Annotated in this window: 14 protein-coding genes; 9 read left to right on the top strand and 5 right to left on the bottom strand. The window is 75.3% G+C overall.

All coding sequences use genetic code 11. From position 1 onward, the window contains the following. Nucleotides 1-66: 66 nt before the first annotated feature. Nucleotides 67-1,839 carry a DEAD/DEAH box helicase gene (locus tag ABZY91_RS03505; RefSeq protein ID WP_355399462.1) on the bottom strand — a complete coding sequence of 591 codons (1,773 nt, stop codon included), beginning with the start codon at nt 1,837-1,839 and terminating at the stop codon, nt 67-69. Nucleotides 1,840-2,555: 716 nt separating this feature from the next. Here ABZY91_RS03505 and ABZY91_RS03500 point away from each other — a divergent pair. After that, on the top strand, nt 2,556-3,284 hold the full coding sequence (locus ABZY91_RS03500; RefSeq protein ID WP_329883169.1) for a ferritin-like fold-containing protein: 729 nt from the start codon (nt 2,556-2,558) through the stop codon (nt 3,282-3,284). A gap of 24 nt (nt 3,285-3,308) precedes the next feature. On the opposite strand, the gene ABZY91_RS03495 is transcribed toward ABZY91_RS03500, so the two are convergent. The 3 genes from ABZY91_RS03495 to ABZY91_RS03485 form a co-directional block, all read right to left on the bottom strand. Next, nucleotides 3,309-3,626: a hypothetical protein gene (locus tag ABZY91_RS03495; RefSeq protein WP_329883168.1), complete on the bottom strand. Its 318-nt coding sequence runs from the start codon at nt 3,624-3,626 to the stop codon at nt 3,309-3,311. 181 nt (nt 3,627-3,807) lie between these two features. Further along, complete coding sequence (locus ABZY91_RS03490; RefSeq protein ID WP_327680432.1) at nt 3,808-4,035, bottom strand: DUF3107 domain-containing protein; 228 nt, start codon at nt 4,033-4,035, stop codon at nt 3,808-3,810. A gap of 132 nt (nt 4,036-4,167) precedes the next feature. Further along, nucleotides 4,168-4,830, bottom strand: coding sequence for a TetR/AcrR family transcriptional regulator (locus tag ABZY91_RS03485; protein ID WP_329949228.1), 663 nt, complete (start codon nt 4,828-4,830; stop codon nt 4,168-4,170). Between the two features lie 244 nt (nt 4,831-5,074). On the opposite strand from ABZY91_RS03485, the gene ABZY91_RS03480 reads away from it, so the two are divergent. The 5 genes from ABZY91_RS03480 (at nt 5,075) to moeZ (ending at nt 12,152) form a co-directional block, all read left to right on the top strand. Beyond that, the gene (locus ABZY91_RS03480; RefSeq protein WP_355399458.1) at nt 5,075-6,007 is read left to right on the top strand and encodes an alpha/beta fold hydrolase; all 933 of its coding nucleotides are present in this window, start codon (nt 5,075-5,077) and stop codon (nt 6,005-6,007) included. Nucleotides 6,008-6,447: 440 nt separating this feature from the next. Then, on the top strand, nt 6,448-8,226 hold the full coding sequence (locus tag ABZY91_RS03475; protein ID WP_355399456.1) for a DUF3492 domain-containing protein: 1,779 nt from the start codon (nt 6,448-6,450) through the stop codon (nt 8,224-8,226). Then, nucleotides 8,226-9,509 (top strand): hypothetical protein, encoded by a 1,284-nt coding sequence (locus tag ABZY91_RS03470; protein ID WP_355399454.1) that lies wholly within the window; start codon nt 8,226-8,228, stop codon nt 9,507-9,509. Before ABZY91_RS03475 ends, ABZY91_RS03470 begins: the two co-directional genes overlap by 1 nt. A gap of 171 nt (nt 9,510-9,680) precedes the next feature. Continuing rightward, on the top strand, nt 9,681-10,682 hold the full coding sequence (locus ABZY91_RS03465; RefSeq protein WP_329949232.1) for an NAD-dependent epimerase/dehydratase family protein: 1,002 nt from the start codon (nt 9,681-9,683) through the stop codon (nt 10,680-10,682). A gap of 291 nt (nt 10,683-10,973) precedes the next feature. Beyond that, complete coding sequence (moeZ, locus tag ABZY91_RS03460) at nt 10,974-12,152, top strand: adenylyltransferase/sulfurtransferase MoeZ (protein WP_329883162.1); 1,179 nt, start codon at nt 10,974-10,976, stop codon at nt 12,150-12,152. Nucleotides 12,153-12,266: 114 nt separating this feature from the next. On the opposite strand, the gene ABZY91_RS03455 is transcribed toward moeZ, so the two are convergent. Continuing rightward, the gene (locus ABZY91_RS03455) at nt 12,267-15,074 is read right to left on the bottom strand and encodes a flippase-like domain-containing protein (RefSeq protein WP_355399452.1); all 2,808 of its coding nucleotides are present in this window, start codon (nt 15,072-15,074) and stop codon (nt 12,267-12,269) included. Between the two features lie 143 nt (nt 15,075-15,217). Here ABZY91_RS03455 and ABZY91_RS03450 point away from each other — a divergent pair, with 143 nt between their 5' ends. The 3 genes from ABZY91_RS03450 to ABZY91_RS03440 all read left to right on the top strand — a co-directional run bounded on the left by ABZY91_RS03450 (nt 15,218) and on the right by ABZY91_RS03440 (nt 22,662). After that, complete coding sequence (locus tag ABZY91_RS03450; RefSeq protein ID WP_329883160.1) at nt 15,218-15,565, top strand: MGMT family protein; 348 nt, start codon at nt 15,218-15,220, stop codon at nt 15,563-15,565. 171 nt (nt 15,566-15,736) lie between these two features. After that, the gene (locus ABZY91_RS03445) at nt 15,737-19,255 is read left to right on the top strand and encodes an ATP-dependent DNA helicase (RefSeq protein WP_355399449.1); all 3,519 of its coding nucleotides are present in this window, start codon (nt 15,737-15,739) and stop codon (nt 19,253-19,255) included. Between the two features lie 161 nt (nt 19,256-19,416). Further along, nucleotides 19,417-22,662, top strand: a complete 3,246-nt coding sequence (locus ABZY91_RS03440; protein WP_355399447.1) for an ATP-dependent DNA helicase — start codon at nt 19,417-19,419, stop codon at nt 22,660-22,662. Nucleotides 22,663-22,710: the final 48 nt, after the last annotated feature.

The raw sequence follows: 22,710 nt of genomic DNA, 5'->3' as shown, positions 1-22,710 counted from the left end.
GTATGGGTTGGGGCCCCCCCCGGGGGGGGGCCCTAAATTACGGCCCGCACCATTCGACAGGGTGGATCAGCTCTCCGGAGCCACCTCGGGGGCGGCCGCCGGGCGGCGGGTGCGCGAACGCCGGCGCGGGGCCGGAACGTCGGCGGCGGCCTCGGCGGCCTCCACCACCGGAGCGGCCTCGGCGGGCGCCGCGACCTTCTTGGCCCGGGTGCGGGTGCGCTTCGGCTTCTCCTCGGCGACCGCCTCGGCGACCGCGACCGCGACCGGAGCCGGGGCCGCGACCGGGGCCGCGACCGGGGCCGCGACCGCGGCTTCGGCGACGGCGGCCGGAGCCTCCGCCACGGCGGCGGCGTCCTCGCCGGACCCCGCACCGCGCGAGCGGCGACGGCGGCGGCGCGGAGCCGCGGACTCGCCCTCGGCGCCCTCGACGGCCGGAGCCTCCGGGCCGCCCGTCGCGACGGCCTCGGTGACGGTGCCCTCGACGGCCTCGTCGACCGAGGAGCCGCGACGGGTGCGGCGGCGCTCGCGGGTCTTGCGGGCCTGCTTCTCCTCGGCGACCGGGGTCTCGACGGCGTCGGCCCGGCCGGGGCTGGCCGCCCGTCCGCCGCGGCCCCGGGCGCCACCGGCCGAACGCGAACCGCGCCCGCCGGTCTCGCCGAGGTCCTCGACCTCCTCCGCGCCGAGCCCGGCCCGGGTCCGCTCCGAACGCGGCAGCACACCGGTGGTGCCCTTCGCGATCTTCAGCAGCTCGAACAGGTGCGGCGAGGTGGAGTAGGTCTCCTCCGGCTCGTTGAACGAGAGTTCGAGCGCCTTGTTGATCAGCTGCCAGCGCGGGATGTCGTCCCAGTCGACCAGCGTGACCGCGGTGCCCGAGGCGCCGGCCCGGCCGGTGCGGCCGATCCGGTGCAGGTAGGTCTTCTCGTCCTCGGGGCACTGGTAGTTGATGACGTGCGTGACGCCCTCGACGTCGATGCCGCGGGCCGCGACGTCGGTGCAGACCAGCACGTCGACCTTGCCGTTGCGGAACGCCCGCAGGGCCTGCTCGCGCGCGCCCTGGCCGAGGTCGCCGTGGACGGCGCCGGAGGCGAAGCCGCGCTGGGTCAGCTGGTCGGCCACGTCGGCGGCGGTCCGCTTGGTGCGGCAGAAGATCATCGCCAGCCCGCGGCCGTCGGCCTGGAGGATGCGCGAGACCATCTCGACCTTGTCCAGCGAGTGGGCGCGGAAGATGTGCTGCTCGGTGTTGGCGACGGTGCTGCCGGTGTCGTCCGGAGCGGCGGCGCGGATGTGGGTCGGCTGGCTCATGTACCGGCGGGCGAGGCTGATCACCTGGCCCGGCATGGTCGCGGAGAACAGCAGGGTCTGCCGCTTCGCCGGCAGCATGGTGATGATCTTCTCGACGTCCGGCAGGAAGCCGAGGTCGAGCATCTCGTCGGCCTCGTCCAGGACCAGCGAGCGGACCTTCGACAGGTCCAGCTTCTTCTGGCCGGCCAGGTCGAGCAGGCGCCCCGGGGTGCCGACGACGATGTCGATCCCCTTCTTCAGCGCCTCGACCTGCGGCTCGTAGGCCCGGCCGCCGTAGACGGCGAGCACGCGGACGTTGCGGACCTTGCCGGCGGTCTGCAGGTCGTTGGTGACCTGGGTGCAGAGCTCGCGGGTCGGGACGACGATCAGCGCCTGCGGGGAGTCGCAGAGCTGGTCCTCGCCGGCGCGGCCGGCGTCGATGTCGGCCCGCACGACGACGCGCTCGATCAGCGGGAGGCCGAAACCGAGCGTCTTGCCGGTGCCGGTCTTGGCCTGGCCGATGACGTCGTGGCCGGTCAGCGCGACCGGCAGGGTCATCTCCTGGATGGGGAACGGGTGGACGATGCCGACGGATTCGAGCGCCTCGGCGGTCTCCGGGAGGATCCCCAGGTCCCGGAACGTGGTCTTCGTGGGTTCAGCGGTGGTGGACAGGGTGCTGCCTCTTCCGTGTGGAGGGGCCGAGAGCGAGCGGCGGGCGGGCAGCCGCGCGGCTGCGTACGGGCCTGGACGGCCCCGAAAACAGCTGCGCGGACGCACAATCGCGCCGGTCCCTGCGGCCGGCCGGTGCGCGCGGCCCGACAGGGGCGCGTCGCCGGCGGCGTCGGGGAGGATTCCCGTGAGGGACCTGCGCGGGACCTGCGCCGGGATGGCGCGGTCTCGGCGGCCCTCGCTCGGCCACTGGTGCGGTGCCAAGGCTTGAAGTCCAAGCCCTGGTCGGAGCCGATCGGCTCTCCGACCGGGCATCCGCGTACGTTGAGGTCCCGGCTTCCGGTACGGACACGTCCTGACGGACTGCGCCTGCTTCGGAGCGGGCTTGCCCGGCACACCGAGACGGCGGTGACACCGTGCGAGCACGACGGGCCTCCGTACCACCATACAGTCACCCGACGACTCGAACACGTGACGCGGGCGACATCGCAGGTCGGGGCGGGCGGGGCCGGACGGGCCGGTGCCCCCGCGCGGCCGGGCGGCGTGCGCGGGGCGCGCGTGTGCGGGGAGCGACCCGGGACGGACCGGGACTAAGGTGACGGGTCATGGAGAACCGTGGTGGGACGCAGGACGTGGCGGACGGCTCGATCGGGGACTGGGCGACCTGCTCGGCCGACCCCGGCTACCGGGCGGCCGTGCTGGACCTGCTCGGCGCCCTCGCGTACGGCGAGCTGAGCGCCTTCGAGCGGCTCGCCGAGGACGCCAAGCTGGCGCCCGACCTGGCCGACAAGGCGGCGCTGGCCCGGATGGCCTCCGCCGAGTTCCAGCACTACCAGCGACTGCACGACCGGCTCGCCGAGGTCGGCGCCGACCCGCAGGAGGCGATGCGGCCGTTCGTCGAGCCGCTGGAGCTGTTCCACCGGATGACCGCGCCCTCGGACTGGCTGGAGGGCCTCGTCAAGGCCTACGTCGGCGACGCGATCGCCACCGACTTCTACCGCGAGGTGGCCGCCCGGCTGGACGACGACACCCGCGACCTGGTCCTCGGCGTCATGTCGGACACCGGCCACGCCCAGTTCGCGGTCGACAAGGTCCGGCAGGCCATCGAGGCCGACCCGCGGGCCGGCGGCCGGCTGGCGCTCTGGGGCCGGCGGCTGATGGGCGAGGCGCTCAGCCAGGCCCAGCGGGTGGTCGCCGAGCGGGACGCGCTCTCCAACCTGCTGGTCGGCGGCGTCCGGGTGCAGGGCTTCGACCTCGTCGAGGTCGGCAAGATGTTCAACCGGATCACCGAGGCGCACACCCGGCGGATGGCCGCGCTCGGCCTCGCCTCGTAACGCCCGGGGGGCCTTCGGCCCAGGTCAGGCGGGTCGGTGCCGCCGGTGCGAACCCGCCCGGTGCGGGCGGTGCCGGCGGGCCGGCTGGCGGCCGGCGGCGAGGTCGGGACGGGCCAGCACCGAGGTGATCAGCGCCGAGGTGACCGCCGAGACCGCGATGCAGGCCGCCGGGTACTCGCCGTCGAGCGTGAAGTGCGCGATCACCCCGGCCAGCAGCGCGGAGACCAGCGCCGTCCCCATCGTCAGCCCCCACCCGGAGGGGAAGTACGCGGGCAGCGACAGCAGGGCGGTGGCGCCGACCACCAGGCCGACGAGGGCGAAGGCGAACGTCTCGACCAGCAAGGGTGCCTCCCCGGGGCTCGGTGCGCGGCACGTGGCCGGCCGCACTTCTCGCCGTACCCCGCTCCCCCCGGTCGTACACGCCGGGGCGAGCCGGCCGCGCCCGCTACGTCCCCCCGCCCCGGCCGTGAACGCGACGGTGCCCCGCCCCCTCGGACGAGGGGGCGGGGCACCGAAGGACAGCTCAGAGCGTGCCGAAACCGACCTTGCGGGCGGCCTGCTCGCCGATCTCCACGTACGCCAGGCGCTCGGCCGGGACGATGACGCGGCGGCCGTGCTCGTCGGTCAGCGTGAAGAGCTTCGAGGTGCCCTCCAGCGCCTTGGCGATCGCGCTCTCGACCTCATCGGCCGTCTGCGAGCTCTCGATGACGATCTCGCGCGGCGCGTTCTGCACGCCGATCTTGACCTCCACGGCTTCCGTCCCTCCGGGGTTGCAGCCATCCACGCGCGGGCACCGGACCGCCTGGGACAAGCGTTCGCGGCGACCGCGCCGTACGGCTTCACCATAGAGCACCGGATCGGTACCGAGGCGAAGGTCCGGTGATCACTGCTCGGGGGCAGCGGCCTCCGGGGAATCGAGGTTGGGGTGCATCGGGAAGCCCTTCAGCCCGCGCCAGGCCAGGCTGGCGACCAGCCGGACCGCCTCGTCGCGCGGGATCTCCAGGCCCTGGGAGAGCCAGTACCGCGCGGTGATCTGGGCCAGGCCGCAGACCCCGGCCGCGAGCAGCTTGGACTCCGACTCCGGCAGGTCGGTGTCCTCCTGGATCACCTTGCTGACCAGCGTCGCACTGGCCTCCGCCGCCCGCTCGACCCGCTCGCGCACGGCCGGCTCGTTGGTCAGGTCCGACTCGAAGACCAGCCGGAAGGCACCGGACTCGCTGGAGACGTAGTTGAAGTACGCCTCCATCGTCGCGGCGACCCGCAGCTTGTTGTCGGTGGTCGTCTCCAGCGCCTCGCGGGTCGAGTCGACCAGGGCGTCGCAGTGCTTGTCCAGCAGCGCCAGGTAGAGGTCCAGCTTCCCGGGGAAGTGCTGGTACAGCACCGGCTTGCTCACCCCGGCGCGGTCGGCGATGTCGTCCATGGCGGCCGCGTGGTAACCCTGCGCGACGAACACCTCCTGGGCGGCACCGAGCAGTTGTTCACGGCGGGCGCTTCGCGGCAGGCGGGCACCGCGCGGGCGCTCCTGCGCCTCCTGGATGGCCGTCACGGCGCTCCTCATTTCACGGGTCGTACGGGGTTGGCAAGATGACCGATTCTACTTTCGGGTAACCGCCCTCGCGCTTGGCAGGCGTGAGAAAAGCGGCCAGCCCCCTTGTCAGGAGCCCACAATACGGCGCTGACCACGGCCACCGGCAGTGGTGTGACAGGGGCAGGAACGACCGGACCGGGAGCGGACCGGGAACGGTCCGTGGGCAGGCCGCGACGGCGCCGGCTCACTACCATCGTCCACCATGAGCAGCCCTGAGCAGCAGATACGCCCGGAGACGGCCGCCCCGCCGCCGTTCCGTACGGTCGAGGTCCCCGGCGCGGTCGTCGCGGTGCACCGCCACGACGCCGCCCCGACGGCCCCCGGCGGGCGGGCGCCGGCGCTCTTCGTGCACGGCCTCGGCGGCTCCGCCGCCAACTGGACGGGGCTCATGGGCCGGCTCTCCGACCTCGTCGACGGCGAGGCCGTGGACCTCCCCGGCTTCGGTGAATCCGCCCCGCCCCGCGACGGCGACCTCTCCCTGTCCGGCCACGTCCGCGCGGTCATCGGCTACCTGGAGGCGTCCGGCCGCGGCCCGGTCCACCTCTTCGGCAACTCGCTCGGCGGCGCGGTCTCCGTCCGGCTCGCGGCCCTGCGCCCGGACCTCGTCCGCAGCCTCACCCTGATCTCGCCGGCCCTGCCCGAACTGCCCCCGCAGCGCACCGCCTGGCCGACCGCCCTGCTCGCCGTGCCCGGCCTCCCCGCGCTGCTGCGCCGGCGGCCGTCCGACGGGCGGGGACCCGAGGCGGTCACCGAGGGCGTGCTCGGGCTGGTCTACGGCGACCCCGACGCCCTGTCCCCGGAGGTCCGGGCCGAGGCGGTGGCCCAGTACCGGCGGCGGCTGGAGCTGCCGTACGCGACGCAGGCGCTGGTCGGCTCGGTACGGGGCATCGCCTCCGCCTACACCGAGCGGGGCGACCAGGCACTGTGGCGGCAGGCCGCGCAGGTGAAGGTGCCGGTGCTGCTGGTGTACGGGCTGCGCGACAAGCTGGTCTCGTACCGCTCGGCTCGCCGGGCCTGCGCGGTCTTCGCGGACCAGCGGCTGCTGGTGCTGCCGGACTCCGGGCACGTCGCGATGATGGAGCACCCCGGCGTCGTCGCCCGGGCCGTGCGGGAGCTGCTGGAGCGGGCCGCCTGACGGGGCGGGTCGAACGGGTCGAGGGCCGAACGGATCGAACCGGCCGAAGGGGCAGCGCGGGCCGAACGGATCGAACGGATCGAACGGAACACGACCGATACCCCTTGATCGGCAGCCGTTAACGCCCCGATCGGGAAGTGGTCACTCCGGTTCACTCGTTCAGGTGGCAACCAGGCATGTGACCGATGGATTGCCGTAAGCCGGTCCTACCTTTCTGCTGTCGGACCGAACAGGTGTGGGGGAGTCGCGGCCGCCGGAGAACCCGGAGGGCGGCCGCGCGAGGGTGACCGGGGGCCGGGGGACGGCCGCCGGTACCGGGCCGCGGTGTCTCCGGCGGGCCGGCTCCTCCGCCCCGGGCCGCCCGCGTCGGACGCGGGCCGGCCGGGCGCCGGCCAAGCCGCTCAGCAATCCGTCGATCCGCTCTGCCCCGGAGGTCTCCCGTGCGCGTTGCTCTGCTCACCGAGGGTGTGCGTCCGCGCGCCGGAAGTGGCGCCGGCGGGTGGTGCGACCGGCTGGTGGAGGGTCTGCGCGAGCACGACTTCGAGTGGTACGTGTCGGCCGGGACCGCCGGTCCGGGCGCCGGTGAGGACCCGCACGGCCGGTGGAGCGGCGTGCACGAGCAGGCCCTCCGGGGGCGCCGCCGGACCGGCCGCGCGCCCGGCGCGCTCCGCGGACGCCAGTACGCCCGCGCCTACGAGCAGCTCGTCCGGGCCCTGCTGAGGCCGGACGAGCGGTCCTCCTTCGGTGCCGGCCTGTACCGGCTGGCGGGGCTCGCCCGCGAGGACGGCGGGTTGCCGGCCTTCCTGGTCTCCGCCCGGGCCCGGGGCGTCCTGGAGCGGGTCTGGCGTTCGCCCGGCGCCGACACCTCCGCCGGGCAGCCGCTGGTCCGCGACGTCCTGGTCGCCGCCGACCTGCTCGAACAGTGCCTGCGACCGCTCGCCGCCCCCTGGTACGGCACCGGGCCGGGCGGGATCGGCGCCGCCGACCTCTGCCACGTGGTCGGCGGCGGCCCGGCCGCCCTGCCGGCGCTGGTGGCCAAGCAGCTGCACGGGGTGCCGTTCGTGGTCACCGAGCACGGCCCGCACCTGCGCGAGCAGTACCTCGGGTACCGGGAGGCGCCGTACCTCCGGCCGGTCCGGGCGCTCCTGCTCGCCTTCTTCCGGGCGCTCGCCGAGGAGACCTACCGGCAGGCCGCGGTGCTCACCCCCGGCAGTGCCCACGACCGGCGCTGGCAGCTGCGCTGCGGGGCCGACCCGGAGCGGACCCGGGTGGTGTACGAGGGCACCCCGGCCGTGGACCGGCCCGCCGCGGGCCCGGAGCCGGAGCTGCCCACCCTGGTCTGGGCCGGGGCCCTGGAACCCGGTCGGGACCCCGAACTGGCCCTGCACGCCTTCGCCCTGGTCCGGGCCGACCTTCCGCAGGCGCGGCTGGTCGTGCACGGTGAGGAGACCGTCCCCGGCTACCGGGCGCACTGCGAGGCCGTCGCCGCACGGCTCGGGGTGGCCGAGGCGGTCGAGTTCGCCGGCCGGCCCCGGTCCGCCGCCCGGGCCTGGGCGGACGGCTCCGTGGTCCTCTTCTCGGCGCTCTCCCAGCGTGGCCCCCGGCTGCTGGCCGACGCGATGCTGAGCGGGCGGGCCGTGGTCTCGACCGATGTCGGCGTGGCCCGCGAGGTGGTGGGGCCGACCGGGCTGCTGGTCCCGCCGCGCGACCCGCGCGCGCTGGCCGGTGCCTGCCTGGCCCTGCTGCGGGACGGGGAGCGCCGGGCCCGACTCGGCCTGGCCGGCCGGTTACGGGCGCAGGAACGCTTCGCCGTCGAGCCGGTGGTCGGGGCCTTCCGGGAGATCTACCTGGAGCTGGTCTCCCAGTGGCCGGCCTACCCGGCCGCCGACGGGGCGCCCGGTGCTCCGGGCGGTCCCCGGCCCCGGCCGTTCGCCCGGCCCGCCGAGTACTGGCTCACCGGCCGGGGTGGCGGTGCCGGGGCGGGTGGTGGCGCGGTGGTGGTGGGAGCGGCGGGCGACCGTGCGGACACCGGGTCGGCGGGCGGAGGGTCCGCCGATCTCGGGGCGAAGGATGTCGGGGCGACGGATCTCGGGGCGGCGGATGTCGGGTCCGTGGGTGCGGGAAGCCGGGCGGCCGGGCCCGGGACCGAGGGGACCCCGGCGGCCGAGGGCGCCGGTGAGGCGTCCGGCCGGCCCGGTGCGCTCGCGGAGGCGGTCTGATGACGGCCGGTGCAGGAGCGTCCGTGGGGGTGGACGGGGGAGCCCGCCCGGGGGGTGCGGCCGGTCCCGCCGCGCACCCGGTGGGCGTCCGGATCCCCGGCGCCTCCGGGGATCCGGTCCGGGAGGTGATGGCGGAGCACCGGGAGCTCTGCGAGCGCGCCGTCGATCCGCTGGAGATCGCCGCCGGGCTGGAGGAGGCCGGACTCGGCCCGGCGGACGCCGCCCGGTGCCGGCACGCGGACCTGTTCGCGCTCGCCGAGGAGCTGTACGCCCGGGTGCCGCGCCGCGCGCCCCCGCCGGTCGGGGCCGTACCCGGGGAGAGCCGGCAGCGGCGGTGGGTCGTGGCGCTCCGGACGGCGGTGCTGGCGGCGCTTCCGTGCGCGGCCGCCGCCGGGCTCGGTGGCGGCCGGCCCGTCCTGCTGGCTGCGGCCGTCCCGCTGGCGCTCGTCCCGGCCGCTTCCGGCGCGCCCGGTGCGGACGGGCCGGTCAGGGCCCCCGGGTGGTCCGTGGCGATCCCGTTCGCGGGCCGGTCCGGTCCGGCCGGTGCCGAGGACCCCGCCGACCCGGGCCACCTCGGGGACCGCGACGACTCCGGTGGCGTCGGTGGCGGGGAGCGGCCGGTCGACGGGCCCGGGGAGAAGGCCGGTCCGGTCGTCCCGGGTGCCGCGCGGGTGGTCCACGCCCGGCTGCGGTGGTGGCAGGCGGTGCACGGCGCAGGGGTGGCCGGGCTGTTGCTGGCGCCGCCGGCGCTGACGGCCGGTGGCCCGGGGGACCGACGGGTGACGACGGCGCTGGTGCTCGCGGCCGCGCTGTCGGCCGGGTCGGCCGAGTGGTCCGCGCGCTGGTTCCGCCGCGTCGGGCGGGGCCACCTGGGGACGGCGGTGACGCTGGCCGAGTTCCGGGCCCGGATGCGGCCGGTGCTCCCGGCGGCGCTGGCCCTGCACCTGGCGGTGCTGTCCGTGCTGACCTTCGCGGCGCTCGCGGTGCTGACCGCGGTGGCGCCGCGTCCGGGGCCGGGGCACGGCGGCCTGCTGCACCTGGTGGCCGAGCGGGCCGACCCGGGGCAGTGGGCGGGCCAGGGGGTGCTGGGTCTGCTGCTGGTGCTGCCCGCCCTGCTGGCGCGCTGCGGCCGGACCGGGGTCGCGGCGCTCGGCGCACTGGCCGGGGCGGTGGTGACGGCGGCTCCGCTCCCACCGGTGGCCGGTCCGGCTGGCGGCGCCGTCGCGCTGGCCCTGCTGGTGTACGCGTGGCCGGTGCTGGGCCGTCCCGATGCGCACCGCTGACCGCCGGGCCGGACCGCCCGGCCGGTGTGCGGCCGGTTCCGCCACCCGCCCGGCGCGCCCGTCCCTCCCGTTCCTCCCGCTCCTCCTGTTCCGCCGTTCCGTTCGACATCCCGTTGTTCACTAGGACCCGCCAGGCCGTACCCGGTCTGGCTTCGTGGAAGGAAGCCCCCGATGAGGGTGCTGCTGCTGGGCGCCGACGGCTTCATCGGCCGTCGGGTCACCGATCGTCTGCTCGTGGATCCGGAGTTGCAGGTGACGGTGCTCGGCCGGCGTGACTCCGCCGACATCCGCTTCGACCTGACCACCGGCAGCCCGGGTGCGCTGGCCCGGTTCCTGGACGCGGTCGTGCCGCAGGTGGTGATCAACTGCGCGGGTGCCACCTACGGCAGTTCGCGCACGCTGATCCGGGCCAACACGCTGGCCGTGGCCACCGTCTGCGAGGCGATCCGGCGCAGCCGGGAGCCCGCCCGGCTGGTGCACGTCGGCTCGGCGGCCGAGTACGGGCCGGTGCCGGGAGGGGTGCCGGTCTCGGAGGGCGCCGAGCCGCGCCCGGTCGGCCCGTACGGGGTGTCGAAGCTGGCCGGGACGGAGCTGGTGCTGGCCTCCGGGCTGGACGCGGCGGTGCTGCGGGTGTTCGACGTGGTCGGGCCGGGGTCGCCGACCGCCTCGCTGTTCGGGCGGCTCGCCGAGGGGCTGCGGCGCGCGCTGGAGCGGGAGGAGAACCAGGTGCGGATGCCCGACCTGTCCGGATACCGGGATTTCGTGGACGTCCGGGACGTCGCGCGGGCGATCCAGGCGGCGGCGGTGTCGGCCGCCACGGGGGTGATCAACATCGGCAGCGGGCACGCCGTCCGGGCCCGGGAGGCGGCCCAGCTGCTGGTCCGGGCGTCCGGCTTCGAGGGGGCGATCGTGGAGGAGAACCGGCAGGTCCTGCTGCCCGCGCAGGCCGGTGGGGCGGTGGACCACCTGCCCGGGCACGGCTCCGGTCACCACCTGCCGGGCCACCGCCCGGCGGAGTCCCGGTCGGCCGAGGGGAGGGTGCCGTCGGGGGAGCCGGTGCCGTGGCGGCAGGCGGACGTCCGGACGGCGCGGGACCGTCTCGGCTGGCGGACGCAGGTGCCGCTGGAGGAGTCGTTGGGGGACGTCTGGCTGGAGACGGCCTGCCGGGTCTGATCCGTCCGGGTCCGCCGCCGGTCCCGTCCGGGCGGGCCGGGAGGGCTGGGGGAGGCCGACGGCGGCGCGCCGTCGGCACCTCGCGGCCCGGGCGGGCCGGTTTTCGGCCGCGGGGGCCGCGCGGTCGGCGGTCCCACCATCCGACGCGGGCCGTCTCGCCCATCGGACGAGCTGTCTCGGAATACAGGGGCGGCATGACACTGTTGGCGTAGCAGAGCCACCTCGGTGGCGGAGCAACAAGCCACAAGAGGTTGGCCCCGGCCACCTGAGATGACGACCATCGGAGTCCCCGTGTCGCTGCCACCCCTGGTCGAGCCGGCCGACGAGCTCACCGTTGACGAAGTCCGCAGGTACTCCCGCCACCTGATCATCCCCGACGTGGGCATGGCCGGGCAGAAGCGCCTGAAGAACGCCAAGGTGCTGTGCGTCGGCGCCGGCGGTCTGGGCTCGCCCGCGCTGATGTATCTGGCCGCCGCCGGTGTCGGCACGCTCGGAATCGTCGAGTTCGACGTGGTCGACGAGTCCAACCTGCAGCGTCAGATCATCCACGGCCAGTCGGACATCGGCCGTTCCAAGGGCGAGTCGGCACGGGACTCGGTCAAGGAGATCAACCCCTACATCGACGTGATCCTCCACGAGGAGCGCCTCGACAACTCCAACGTGCTGGAGATCTTCTCCGGCTACGACCTGATCGTCGACGGCACCGACAACTTCGCCACCCGCTACCTGGTGAACGACGCCGCGGTGCTGCTCGGCAAGCCGTACGTGTGGGGTTCGATCTACCGCTTCGACGGCCAGGCGAGCGTGTTCTGGGCCGAGCACGGCCCCTGCTACCGCTGCCTCTACCCGGAGGCCCCGCCGCCGGGCATGGTTCCGTCCTGCGCCGAGGGCGGCGTGCTGGGCGTGCTCTGCGCGTCGATCGGCTCGATCCAGGTCACCGAGGCCATCAAGCTGCTGGCCGGGGTCGGCGACCCGCTGGTCGGCCGTCTGATGATCTACGACGCCCTGGAGATGAACTACCGCCAGGTGAAGGTCCGCAAGGACCCGGGCTGCGCGGTCTGCGGGGAGAACCCGACCGTCACCGAGCTGATCGACTACGAGGCCTTCTGCGGCGTCGTGTCGGAGGAGGCCCAGGAGGCCGCCGCCGGTTCGACGATCACCTCGAAGCAGCTCAAGCAGTGGCAGGACGACCAGGAGGACATCTACCTGATCGACGTCCGCGAGCCCGGCGAGTACGAGATCGTCAGCATCCCCGGTGCCGTGCTGATCCCGAAGAACGAGTTCCTGATGGGCAACGCGCTGGAGCAGCTGCCGCAGGACCGGAAGATCGTGCTGCACTGCAAGTCGGGCGTCCGCTCGGCCGAGGTGCTGGCCGTGGTGAAGTCGGCCGGCTTCGCCAACGCCGTCCACCTGGGCGGCGGCGTGCTGGGCTGGGTGAACCAGATCGAGCCGCACAAGCCGGTGTACTGACCGAGACCGTGGAAGGGCCCGCTCCGGCGGGCCCTTTCGCGTACCCGGGCCCGCGCCCGGTCGCCCGGGTCCCGCCGGCTGCGCGGGCCACCCGGTTCGCGCCGGTCGGCCGGGTTACAGCGCGCCCTTGCGCTGGAGCACGTTGTAGGAGATCCAGCCGGGGAGCACCGGCAGCCAGAAGGTGAGCGCCCGGTAGAGGAAGACCGCCGGGGTGGCGACGGTCGGCGGCACGTCGGCCACCGTGAGCGCACCGATCAGCGCGAACTCGACCGGGCCGATGCCGCCGGGGGTCGGGATGGCGGAGCCCGCCGCGTTGGCGGTCAGGAAGACCACGGCCACCGCGGAGAAGGAGATCGAGCCGCCGAAGGCCTGTACCGAGGCGTCCAGACAGGCGGTGAAGGAGAGCGTCAGCAGCAGGATGCCGCCGAAGCCGCTGACCAGCTTGCTGGGCGTCTGCATCAGGTCGAGCATCCGCGGGACCACGCCGAAGAACAGCGAGCGCAGCCGGTTCAGCACGAACCGCCTCAGCGGCGCGACCGCCGCGACCACCAGGGCCAGTACGGCGGCGGTCAGCACGCCGATGATCACCGCACGGGAGGCCGAGAGGTCGCCGTTGGTCTGGCTGCCGGTGATCAGACCGAAGCTGAAGAGCAGCAGCAGGTGCCCGGCCAGGCCGGCCAGCTGGGAGGCACCGACCGACGCGACCGCCTGGCCGGAGCGGATGCCCGCCTTCTGCAGGTAGCGGGTGTTCAGCGCGATGCCGCCGATCGCCGCCGGGGCGACCAGCTTGACGAAGGACCCGGCGAGCTGGGCGGCCACCGTGCGGCGGAACGGCAGCTTCTCCGGGACGAAGCCGGTCAGGCTCATCGACGCGGCGATGTACGAGAAGGCCGCCGCGGCGAGGGCCACCGCCGCCCAGGCCCAGTCCATCTGGGAGAGCTTGAGCTGCGCCGGCTTGATGGTGGTCAGCGCGAGGTACGCGGCGAAGGTGAGCGCGATCACCATGATCAGGGTCTTCGGCTTGAGCCGCTCCAGCTTGGCCGGCTCCATCGGCGCCTCGGGGGCGATCTGCAGGATCTGGCCGCGGATCCGGCTGAGCAGGTCCTCGCCGGCCAGCGCGATGTCCTCCTCGGCCTGCTGCTGGGTGCGCTCCCCGGCGGCGACCTGCTCCAGCGCCCTGGCCTGGGCGGCGGCCTTCCGTTCCTTGCTGAGCCGCTTCAGGTCGACGCGGGTGGAGCGGCTCATGCCGACCGGCTGGAGCAGCGGCAGCGCCTGGGCGACCCGGTCGGCGCCGAGCACCGCGTTGGCGGTGGCGACCGTCCGCTCCGGGCCGATCCGCAGCGCGAACGTGGTGAGCAGCTGGGCGACGTCGATGCGCAGCGTCAGGTCGGTGGCGGCGATGTCCCCGCCGGAGAGGTTGACCAGGCAGGCCGTCTTCTCGTCGGTCACCAGCATCGACTCGCCGGTGAGCCGGCGGTGGGCGATCCGGCGCTCGTGCAGGGCGGCGACCGACTCCCACAGCGAGGCCATCACCTGGTCGGTGATCTCGTCGTCGGAGAGGTCGTCCAGGGTGCGGCCCTCGACGTTCTCGTAGACCAGGATCGCGGCGTCCGGGCCGAGCTCGGAGGTGGCGACCAGCTGCGGGGCCCGGGCACCCGAGGCGGCGGCCGCGTACGCGATCAGCGCCTCCTGCTCCAGCGCCTGGCGCAGCGACTGGGGGCTGCGCCGGACGGCGACCGAACGCAGCCGCAGCCGTCGCCAGGCCCGGTAGAAGAAGCCGGAGGCCTGCTGTTCGCGGTCGACGATGTGGACGTCCAGCGGCGGGCCGCTCTGCTGGGCCACGAGGTAGCGGCGGGTGCCGCCGGGGGCGTCCGGTGCGCGGTGGGCGCTGGCCGGGGTGAAGCCGACCTTGCGCAGACCGATCATCAGGTGCTGGCCGGTGGGCCGGATGTTCGGCGAGCCGATCGCGTACAGGGTGCCGTAGGCGACGGACCAGCCGATCAGCACGGTGAGCAGCAGGGAGAGCGGGGTGGTGTAGCCGCCGAGCAGTTCGGTGATGCCGCTGAAGATCACCACGACCCAGAGGGCGACCCGCCAGCGCGGGCGGCTCGACATGCCGACGGCCGTCATGTAGGCGATCACCGGGGCGAGGTAGCCGTGCACCGGGTCGGTCAGGGTGCCGTTGGAGTCCAGCGGGAGGCGGGTGAGGGCGTCCCTGATGTGGTCGGAGGCACCCTCGGCGACCCACCAGTCGATGCCCAGGGAGACGCCGTAGGCGAGCACCGAGGCGAGGACGCCGTCGGCGACCCGCAGGCCGTCGCGTTTGATCAGCCGTTCGACCGCGAAGGCGAGCGGGACGGCCAGGACGGCGACGCTGGAGACCAGGCCGGTGATGGTGGCGAGGACCGGGGAGAAGCGGGGGGCGTTGGAGGCGATGTCCAGTTCGATGCCGGTGGTGGTCGAGGTCGCCACACCGGCGAGCACGAAGACCGCGACCAGGCCGAGCACGCCGGCCAGGAAGCGGATCAGGTCCGAGGGGCGGTGGGCGCGGGCGGCGAGCAGGGGCTCGTCGACGTCCAGGTGCGGCGGGTCGTCCAGCGGGTCGGGTCCGCCCGGGCCGAGACCGTCGGTCCCGGTCGCGGCGGGTTCCGATCCGGCTCCGAGCCCGGCTCCTGCGTCGGGCGCGGGCGAGGACTCCGGCGCGGGCAGCTGGGCCGGGAGGCCGGCGGCCGTCCCGGCCCCCGTCTCCGTTCCCGGTTCCGTCCCGGGGCCGGTCGGCCGGGGGGTCTTGATCGTCCGGTCCTTGATCAGGGAGACTGCCGGCGACGGCTCGGTGGCGGACCCGCCGCCGGGACCTGCGGGCATGGCTGGGGAGGACTCGTCGGAGCCCTCGTCCACACTCACGTCGGCCGTCCCGGTCATCTGGTCTTGTCCTCGTATCACCACTCACCGCCCCGAAGATGGTGGCATGCCGCGGCGTCCCGCGCTGGACAGGGGCCGGATCGGGCGCGGCGGATCGTTCGTACGGGCCCCCGGGTCCGGCGGGATGCGGAAGAATGCCGCAGGTGACGGACGCCCACGACGACGGTGAGCGCGGAGAGCTGCCACCCTTCGCCGAACTGGTGCTCGACCTGGCCGAGCGGATTCCACCCGGCAGGGTGATGACCTACGGGGACATCGCCGAGTACCTCGGTCAGGGCGGCCCGCGCCAGGTCGGCCGGGTGCTCGCCCTGTACGGCGGCGCCGTGCCCTGGTGGCGGGTGATCCGCGCCGACGGCCGCTTCCTGCCCGGCCACGAGCACCGCGCGCTCGCCCGCTACGCCGAGGAGGGCACCCCGCTGCGCGAGCTCGCCGACCCGCCCCGGGTCGACCTCGGGCGGGCCCGCTGGGACGGCGAACCGGCCGGGGAGTGACCGCACGCCGGGTCCGGCCCGGTACCGCGGAGGCGGTCCCGTTCTCCGCCGGCCATGTGGGACGAAACCCGTGCGCGGACGGGAATGACGGGGCAGGATCGTAGGCTCGATACGGCGGGCCCCTCGGCGGGCCCGCCCGCCGTTGCCCGAAGTACGACCCCCAGGACGTCCGTGAGCTCCCCCTATCGACTGGTGCGCAGCCCCCTCGTGCCGCCCGCCCCGCCCGTGCTGGACGACTACCAGCGCGCCGTGGCCGAGCACACGGGTGGCCCGCTGCTGGTGCTCGCAGGACCGGGGACGGGCAAGACCACGACCCTGGTGGAGGCCGTCGCCCGGCGCATCGAGCGCGGCACCGACCCCGACCGGATCCTCGTGCTCACCTTCAGCCGCAGGGCGGCGATGGAGCTGCGCGACCGGATGGCCGGCCGGCTCGGCGTCACCACGGCCGGTGCCGGGGCCGCCGCCCCGCAGGCCACCACCTTCCACTCCTTCTGCTACGCCCTGCTCCGCGCCCACCAGGACCCGGCGGACTACGCCGAGCCGGTGCGCCTGCTCTCCGGCCCGGAACAGGACGTCATGGTCCGCGAGCTGCTCGCCGGCGGCGCCGAGGACTCCCGGCTCGGCAGGTCGCGGATCGGCTGGCCGCTCGACCTGCGCGCCTGCCTCACCACCCGCGGTTTCGCCGACGAGGTCCGCGCCGTCCTCGCCCGCAGCCGCGAGCTGGGGCTCGGCGAGGCCGAGCTGGCCCGGTTCGCCGAGGGCGTCCGGCGCCCCGACTGGGCCGCCGCCGCCCACTTCCTCGCCGAGTACCTCGACGTCCTCGACCTGCGCGGTGTCCTCGACTACGCCGAGCTCGTCCACCGCGCCGTGCTGCTCGCCGAACGCCCCGAGGTCGAGGAGCGGCTGCGGGACCGCTACGACGCCGTCTTCGTCGACGAGTACCAGGACACCGACCCCGCCCAGGTCCGGCTGCTGCGCCGGCTGGCCGGCGGCGGGCGGGAACTGGTCGCCGTCGGCGACCCCGACCAGTCCATCTACGCGTTCCGCGGCGCCGACATCAACGGCATCCTGGAGTTCCCGCAGACCTTCCGGCACGCCGACGGCCGCCCCGCCGACGTCAAGGTGCTCCGGGTGTCCCGCCGCTCCGGTGCCGTCCTGCTCTCCGCCGCCCGCGAACTCACCCGCCGGATGCCGATGGGCCGGCTGCCCGCCGACAAGCTCGCCCAGCACCGCACCCTGCTGCCCGCCCGCGAGGGCGGCCGGGTCGAGGTCTACACCTACCCCACCCCCGGTACCGAGCTGGACTCCGTCGCCGACCTGCTGCGCCGCGCCCACCTGGAGGACGGCGTGCCGTGGGGCGAGATGGCGGTCCTGGTGCGGGCCGGTGCCCGCTCCATCCCCGGCGTCCGGCGGGCACTCGGCGCGGCCGGCGTGCCGTTGGAGATCGACGGCGACGACCTGCCGCTGCGCGAGGAGCCGGCCGTCGCCCAGCTGCTGCTCGCCCTGCGGGTCTGCGCCGAGCAGGCCGTCCGGGACCGGCACGACCCCGGGGCACCCGATCCGCTGACCACCGACCTCGCGCACACCCTGCTCACGGGGCCGCTCGGCGGCCTCGACGGCGCCGACCTGCGCCGGCTCGGCCGCGTCCTGCGCGAGGAGGAGCGGGCCGCGCTGCGTGCCGAGGCGCGGCGCGTCGAGACCGCCGCCGGGGCCGCCGCCGGGGCCGTCGCCGGGGCCGGGACGGAGACCGCTGCCGGGGCCGGGACCGCCGCCGGCGCCGAGCCGGGGTCCGCCGAGGCCGGGACGGGCGCCGAGCCGGGGGCCGTCGGGTTCGCCGGCCCGTCCGCGTCCCCGTCCGCGTCCGCCGCCGTGAGCCGTCCCGCGGCCGTGCCGCGCCCGGCCGGCGAGCTGATCCGCGAGGCCCTCGCCGAACCCGAGCAGCTCGTCGTCCTCGACGCCCCCTACGCCCGCCGCGCCCACGACCTCGGCACCCTGCTGCGCAAGGTCCGCGAACGCCTGGCCGGCGGCTGCACCGCCGAGGAGGCCCTCTGGGAGCTGTGGGACGGCTCCCGCCGCTGGCGCGAACGCCTGGAGCGGGCCGCCCTGCGCGGCGGCGGCGCCGGCCGCAACGCCGACCGCGACCTCGACGCCCTCTGCGCCCTCTTCGAGACCGCGGCCCGCGCCGAGGAACAGGTCACCGGCCACCGCGGCGCCCTCGACCTGCTCGCCGAGCTGGAGGCGCAGGACATCGCCGCCGACACCCTCACCGTGCGGGCCGTCCGCCCCGAGGCGGTCCGGCTGATGACCGCCCACCGCTCCAAGGGCCTGGAGTGGCGGCTGGTCGTCGTCGCCGGCGTCCAGGACGGCCTCTGGCCCGACCTGCGCCGCCGCGGCTCGCTGCTGGAGGCCGACCGGATCGGCCGTGACGGCCTCGCCGAGCCGCTCACCCCGGCCGCCCTGCTCGCCGAGGAGCGCCGGCTCTTCTACGTCGCCGCCACCCGGGCCAAGGAGCGGCTGGTCGTCACCGCCGTCAAGGCTCCCGCCGACGACGGCGACCAGCCCTCCCGGTTCCTGCGCGAGCTCTACCGCGAGGACGTCGACCCCCGGACCGGCCGGGTCGTCCGCCGTACCCCTCCGGTGACCGTCGAGGACGTCACCCACCGCCCGCGCCGTCCGCTCTCCGTCGCCGCGCTGGTCGCCGAACTGCGCGCGGTCACCGTCGACCCCGCCCGCTCGCCCGAGCTGCGCCGGGCCGCCGCCGAACGGCTCGCCACCCTCGCCCTCGCCACCGACGAGGAGGACCGGCCGCTCGTCCCCGCCGCCCGGCCCGACGCGTGGTGGGGCCTGGACGACGCCACCGCCGCCCCCGACCCGCTGCGCGACGCCGACCTGCCGATCCGGCTCTCCGGCAGCGGCCTGGAGCAGCTGGAGAACTGCTCGCTCCAGTGGTTCCTCGACAAGGAGGTCAAGGCACGCGGCTCCTCCTCCGCCGCGCAGGGCTTCGGCAACGTCGTGCACGCCCTCGCCGACGAGGTCGGCTCCGGACGCTCCCCCGCCGACCTGGCCGTCCTGATGGAGCGCCTGGACACCGTCTGGGACGCGCTGGCCTTCGACGCGCCGTGGAAGTCCCAGCAGGAGAAGACCGAGGCCCGCGCCGCCCTGGAACGCTTCCTCACCTGGCACGTGATGGGCCGGGGCCGCGACGTCGTCGCGACCGAGCACGGCTTCGACGTCACGCTCGACGCGGGCGGGGTCCGGGTGCGGATCCGCGGCTCGATGGACCGGGTCGAGAAGGACGAGGCCGGGCGCGCCTACGTGGTCGACTTCAAGACGGGCAAGGAGGCGCCCACCGACAAGTCGCTGCCCGACCACAAGCAGCTCGCCGTCTACCAGCTCGCCGTCCGGGCCGGTGCGCTCAACGAGCTGCCCGGCTTCGACGGCCGGGCCCCGGAGGCCGGCGGCGCCGAGCTGGTCCAGCTGCGCAAGCCCGACAAGGCCGTACCGGACGCGCCCAAGGTGCAGCGGCAGGAACCGCCCGAGGGCGAACCGTGGGTCGAGAACCTGCTCGCCGACGCGGCCGGGAGGATCCTCGCCGAACGCTTCGTCCCGCAGACCGGGGCGGGCTGCGACCGCTGTTCCTTCCGCCGCAGCTGCTCCGCCCAGCGCGACGGTGCCCAGATCGTGGAGTAGCCGGAACGAGGAGGAGCGCGGGCCGGCGCGGTGGCCCGGGCCTTCGGGCGTCCCCGGCCCGTGCGACGAAGGGCGGGCGGGGCCCGGTGCGGCAGTGAGGGTCGCCACAGCGGCCCTCCCGCACGGCCCGACCTGTCCGTACCCCCCGTTACCGTTACGAGGTGACCGCCGTGCTCAGCCACCCCGACCAGCTCAAGGAGCTGCTGGGCATCCCCTTCAACCGGGAACAGATGGCGGCCATCGGCGCCCCCCTCCAGCCGGCCGTCATCGTCGCCGGCGCAGGCTCCGGCAAGACCACCGTGATGGCCGCCCGCGTCGTCTGGCTGGTCGGCTCCGGCGCCGTCCGCCCCGAGGAGGTGCTCGGCCTCACCTTCACCAACAAGGCCGCCGGTGAGCTCGCCGAACGCGTCCGCACCGCCCTGCTGCGCCTCGGCGGGCCGGGGGTGTCCTCGGCCGACGGGTGGGAGCGGGCTCCGGACCCCGGCGAGGAACCGCTCGGTGAACCCGAGATCTCGACCTACCACGCCTTCGCCGGCCGCCTCCTCAAGGAGCACGGCCTGCGGATCGGCATCGAACCCGACGTCCGCCTGCTCGCCGACGCCACCCGGTTCCAGCTCGCCGCCAAGGTGCTGCGCACCGCCCGCGGCCCCTTCCCGGCCCTCACCGGCACCTTCGCCAACCTCGTCGCCGACCTCATCGCGCTGGACGGCGAGCTCGCCGAGCACCTCGTCGACCCCGACACCCTGCGCGCCTTCGACGAGGAACTGCTCGACACCCTCGCCACCGCCAGGCTCACCAACGACGACCTGCGGGCCGTCCCCACCGCCGCCCGGGCCCGCCTGGAACTGCTCCGCCTGGTCGAGGACTACCGGCGCCGCAAGGCCACCGCCGGGCTGATGGACTTCGGCGACCAGATCGCCGCCGCCGCCCGGCTCGCCCAGCAGCGCCCCGAGGTCGGCGCCCTGCTGCGCGGCCAGTTCCGGGTCGTCCTGCTCGACGAGTACCAGGACACCTCGGTCGCCCAGCGGCTCATGCTCGCCGGTCTCTTCGGCGCCGGCCCGGACGGCCGCCCGTCCGGACACCCGGTCACCGCCGTCGGCGACCCCTGCCAGGCCATCTACGGCTGGCGCGGCGCCTCCGTCGCCAACCTCGACGAGTTCCCCCGGCACTTCCCCCGGGCCGACGGCGCCCCGGCGGACCGGTACGCGCTCAGCGAGAACCGCCGCAGCGGCGGGCGGCTGCTCGCCTTCGCCAACCGGCTGGCCGCGCCGCTGCGCGCGATGCACGAGGGCGTCGAGGCGCTGCGCCCGGCCCCCGGCGCCGAGCACGACGGCTTCGTGCGGGCCGCGCTGCTGCCCACCCACGCCGAGGAGATCGACTGGCTGGCCGACTCGGTCGCCCACCTCGTGCGCACCGGCACCGCGCCCGGCCGGATCGCGGTGCTCTGCCGCGGCGGCGCGGCCTTCCCCGACATCCACGCCGCGCTGGTCGCCCGCGACGTGCCGGTCGAGGTGGTCGGCCTCGGCGGGCTGCTCCACCTGCCCGAGGTCGCGGACCTGGTCGCGGTCTGCGAGGTGCTCCAGGACCCCACCGCCAACGCCGCCCTGGTCCGGCTGCTGATCGGCCCGCGCTGGCGGATCGGCCCGCGCGACCTCGCCCTGCTCGGCCGGCGCGCCGCCGACCTGGTCCGCACCGCCCGGCCCGACGGCGTCGAACCGCTGGCCGCCGCCGTCGCCGAGACCGACCCCACCGAGGTGGTCTCGCTGGCCGACGCGCTGGAGACCTTCCTCGACCGCGACCAGCCCGACGAGCTGCCGTTCTCGCCCGAGGCCCGGGTGCGTTTCGCCCGGCTCGCCCGCGAACTGCGCGACCTGCGCCGCTCGCTGGCGGAGCCGCTGATGGACGTGCTGCACCGGGTCCTCGCCGCGACCGGCCTGGAGGTCGAACTCGCGGCCTCGCCGCAGGCGCTGGCCGCCCGCCGCCGGGAGACCCTGCACGCCTTCCTGGACGTCGCCGCCTCCTTCGCCGACCTCGACGGCGACCCGGGCCTGGCCGCCTTCCTCGGCTTCCTGCGCGCCGCCCAGGAGCACGACCGCGGCCTCGACGCCGGCCTCCCCGGCGGCGAGGACACCGTCAAGGTGCTCACCGCGCACAAGTCGAAGGGGCTGGAGTGGGACGTCGTCGCCGTCCCCGGCCTGGTCCGCGGCGCCTTCCCGTCCTCCACCGCGCGCGAGCGCTGGACCAGCACCAAGCGCGTCCTCCCGCACGCCCTGCGCGGCGACGGGGCCACCCTGCCCGACGTGCGCGACGGCTGGACCGGAAAGTCGATGACCGCGTTCAAGGCTGCGCTCGCCGAACACTCCGGCACCGAGGAACTGCGCCTCGGCTACGTCGCCTTCACCCGGCCGCGGGCCCTGCTGCTCGCCTCCGGCCACTGGTGGGGGCCCAGCCAGAAGACCCCGCGCGGCCCGTCCGCCTTCCTGGAGCAGGTGCGCGACCACTGCGAGGAGCCCGGCAACGGCGAGATCGAGCACTGGGCCGAGCAGCCGGCCAAGGGCGCCGAGAACCCGGCGCTGGCCTCGCCCGTCGAACGCCCCTGGCCGCTGCCGCTCGACCCGGCCGCCCAGCACGCCCGCCGCCGGGTCGCCGAGGTGGTGCTCGGGCGGCTCGCCGGGCAGCCCGCCCCCGAACCCGGCCCGATGGCCCCCGAGGACCGCCGCCTGGTCGACTCCTGGGACCGCGATCTGAAGGCGCTGACGGGAGAGTTGGAGCGCTTCCGGCGCGGTGTGCGGGAGGTGCCGCTGCCGGCCTCGCTGTCCGCCACCCAGCTGCTGCGCCTGGCCGCCGACCCGGACGGCTTCGCGCACGACCTGGCCCGGCCGATGCCGCGCCCGCCGCAGCCCGCCGCCCGCCGCGGCACCCGCTTCCACGCCTGGGTGCAGTCCCGGATCGAGCCGCTGATGCTGATCGGGCCGGACGCGCTGCCGGGCGCCGACGACGACGGCATCGAGGACGAACGGGACCTGGAGCGGCTCAAGGAGGCGTTCCTGCGCACGCCGTACGCGGACCGGGAGCCGCACCGGGTCGAGGCGCCGTTCCATCTGGTGCTGGCGGGCCGGGTGGTGCGCGGCCGGATCGACGCGGTCTACCGTGACGGTGACGGCGGGTCAGAATTCGGCGGCGCGTCACGCTACGAAGTGGTGGACTGGAAGACGCACCGCGAGGAGACCGCCGATCCGCTCCAACTCGCCGTCTACCGGCTCGCCTGGGCCGAACAGGCCGGCGTTCCCCTGGAGCAGGTCACGGCCTCCTTCCTGTACGTCCGCAGTGGCCGGATCGAACAACCCGCAGGACTTCCCGACCGAAAAGAGTTGGAACGGCTCCTGATCGGGAACAGTGAAGAATGAGTCACGGAGAGCATTCAAGTCATCACGGCATCGGGCGAAACCTGTGCG

The sequence above is a fragment of the Kitasatospora sp. NPDC002965 genome, assembly GCF_040611255.1.
GTDB lineage: Bacteria > Actinomycetota > Actinomycetes > Streptomycetales > Streptomycetaceae > Kitasatospora.
The sequence above is the reverse complement of the archived record's forward strand: the minus strand, read 5'-3'. Positions and strand labels throughout refer to the sequence as shown.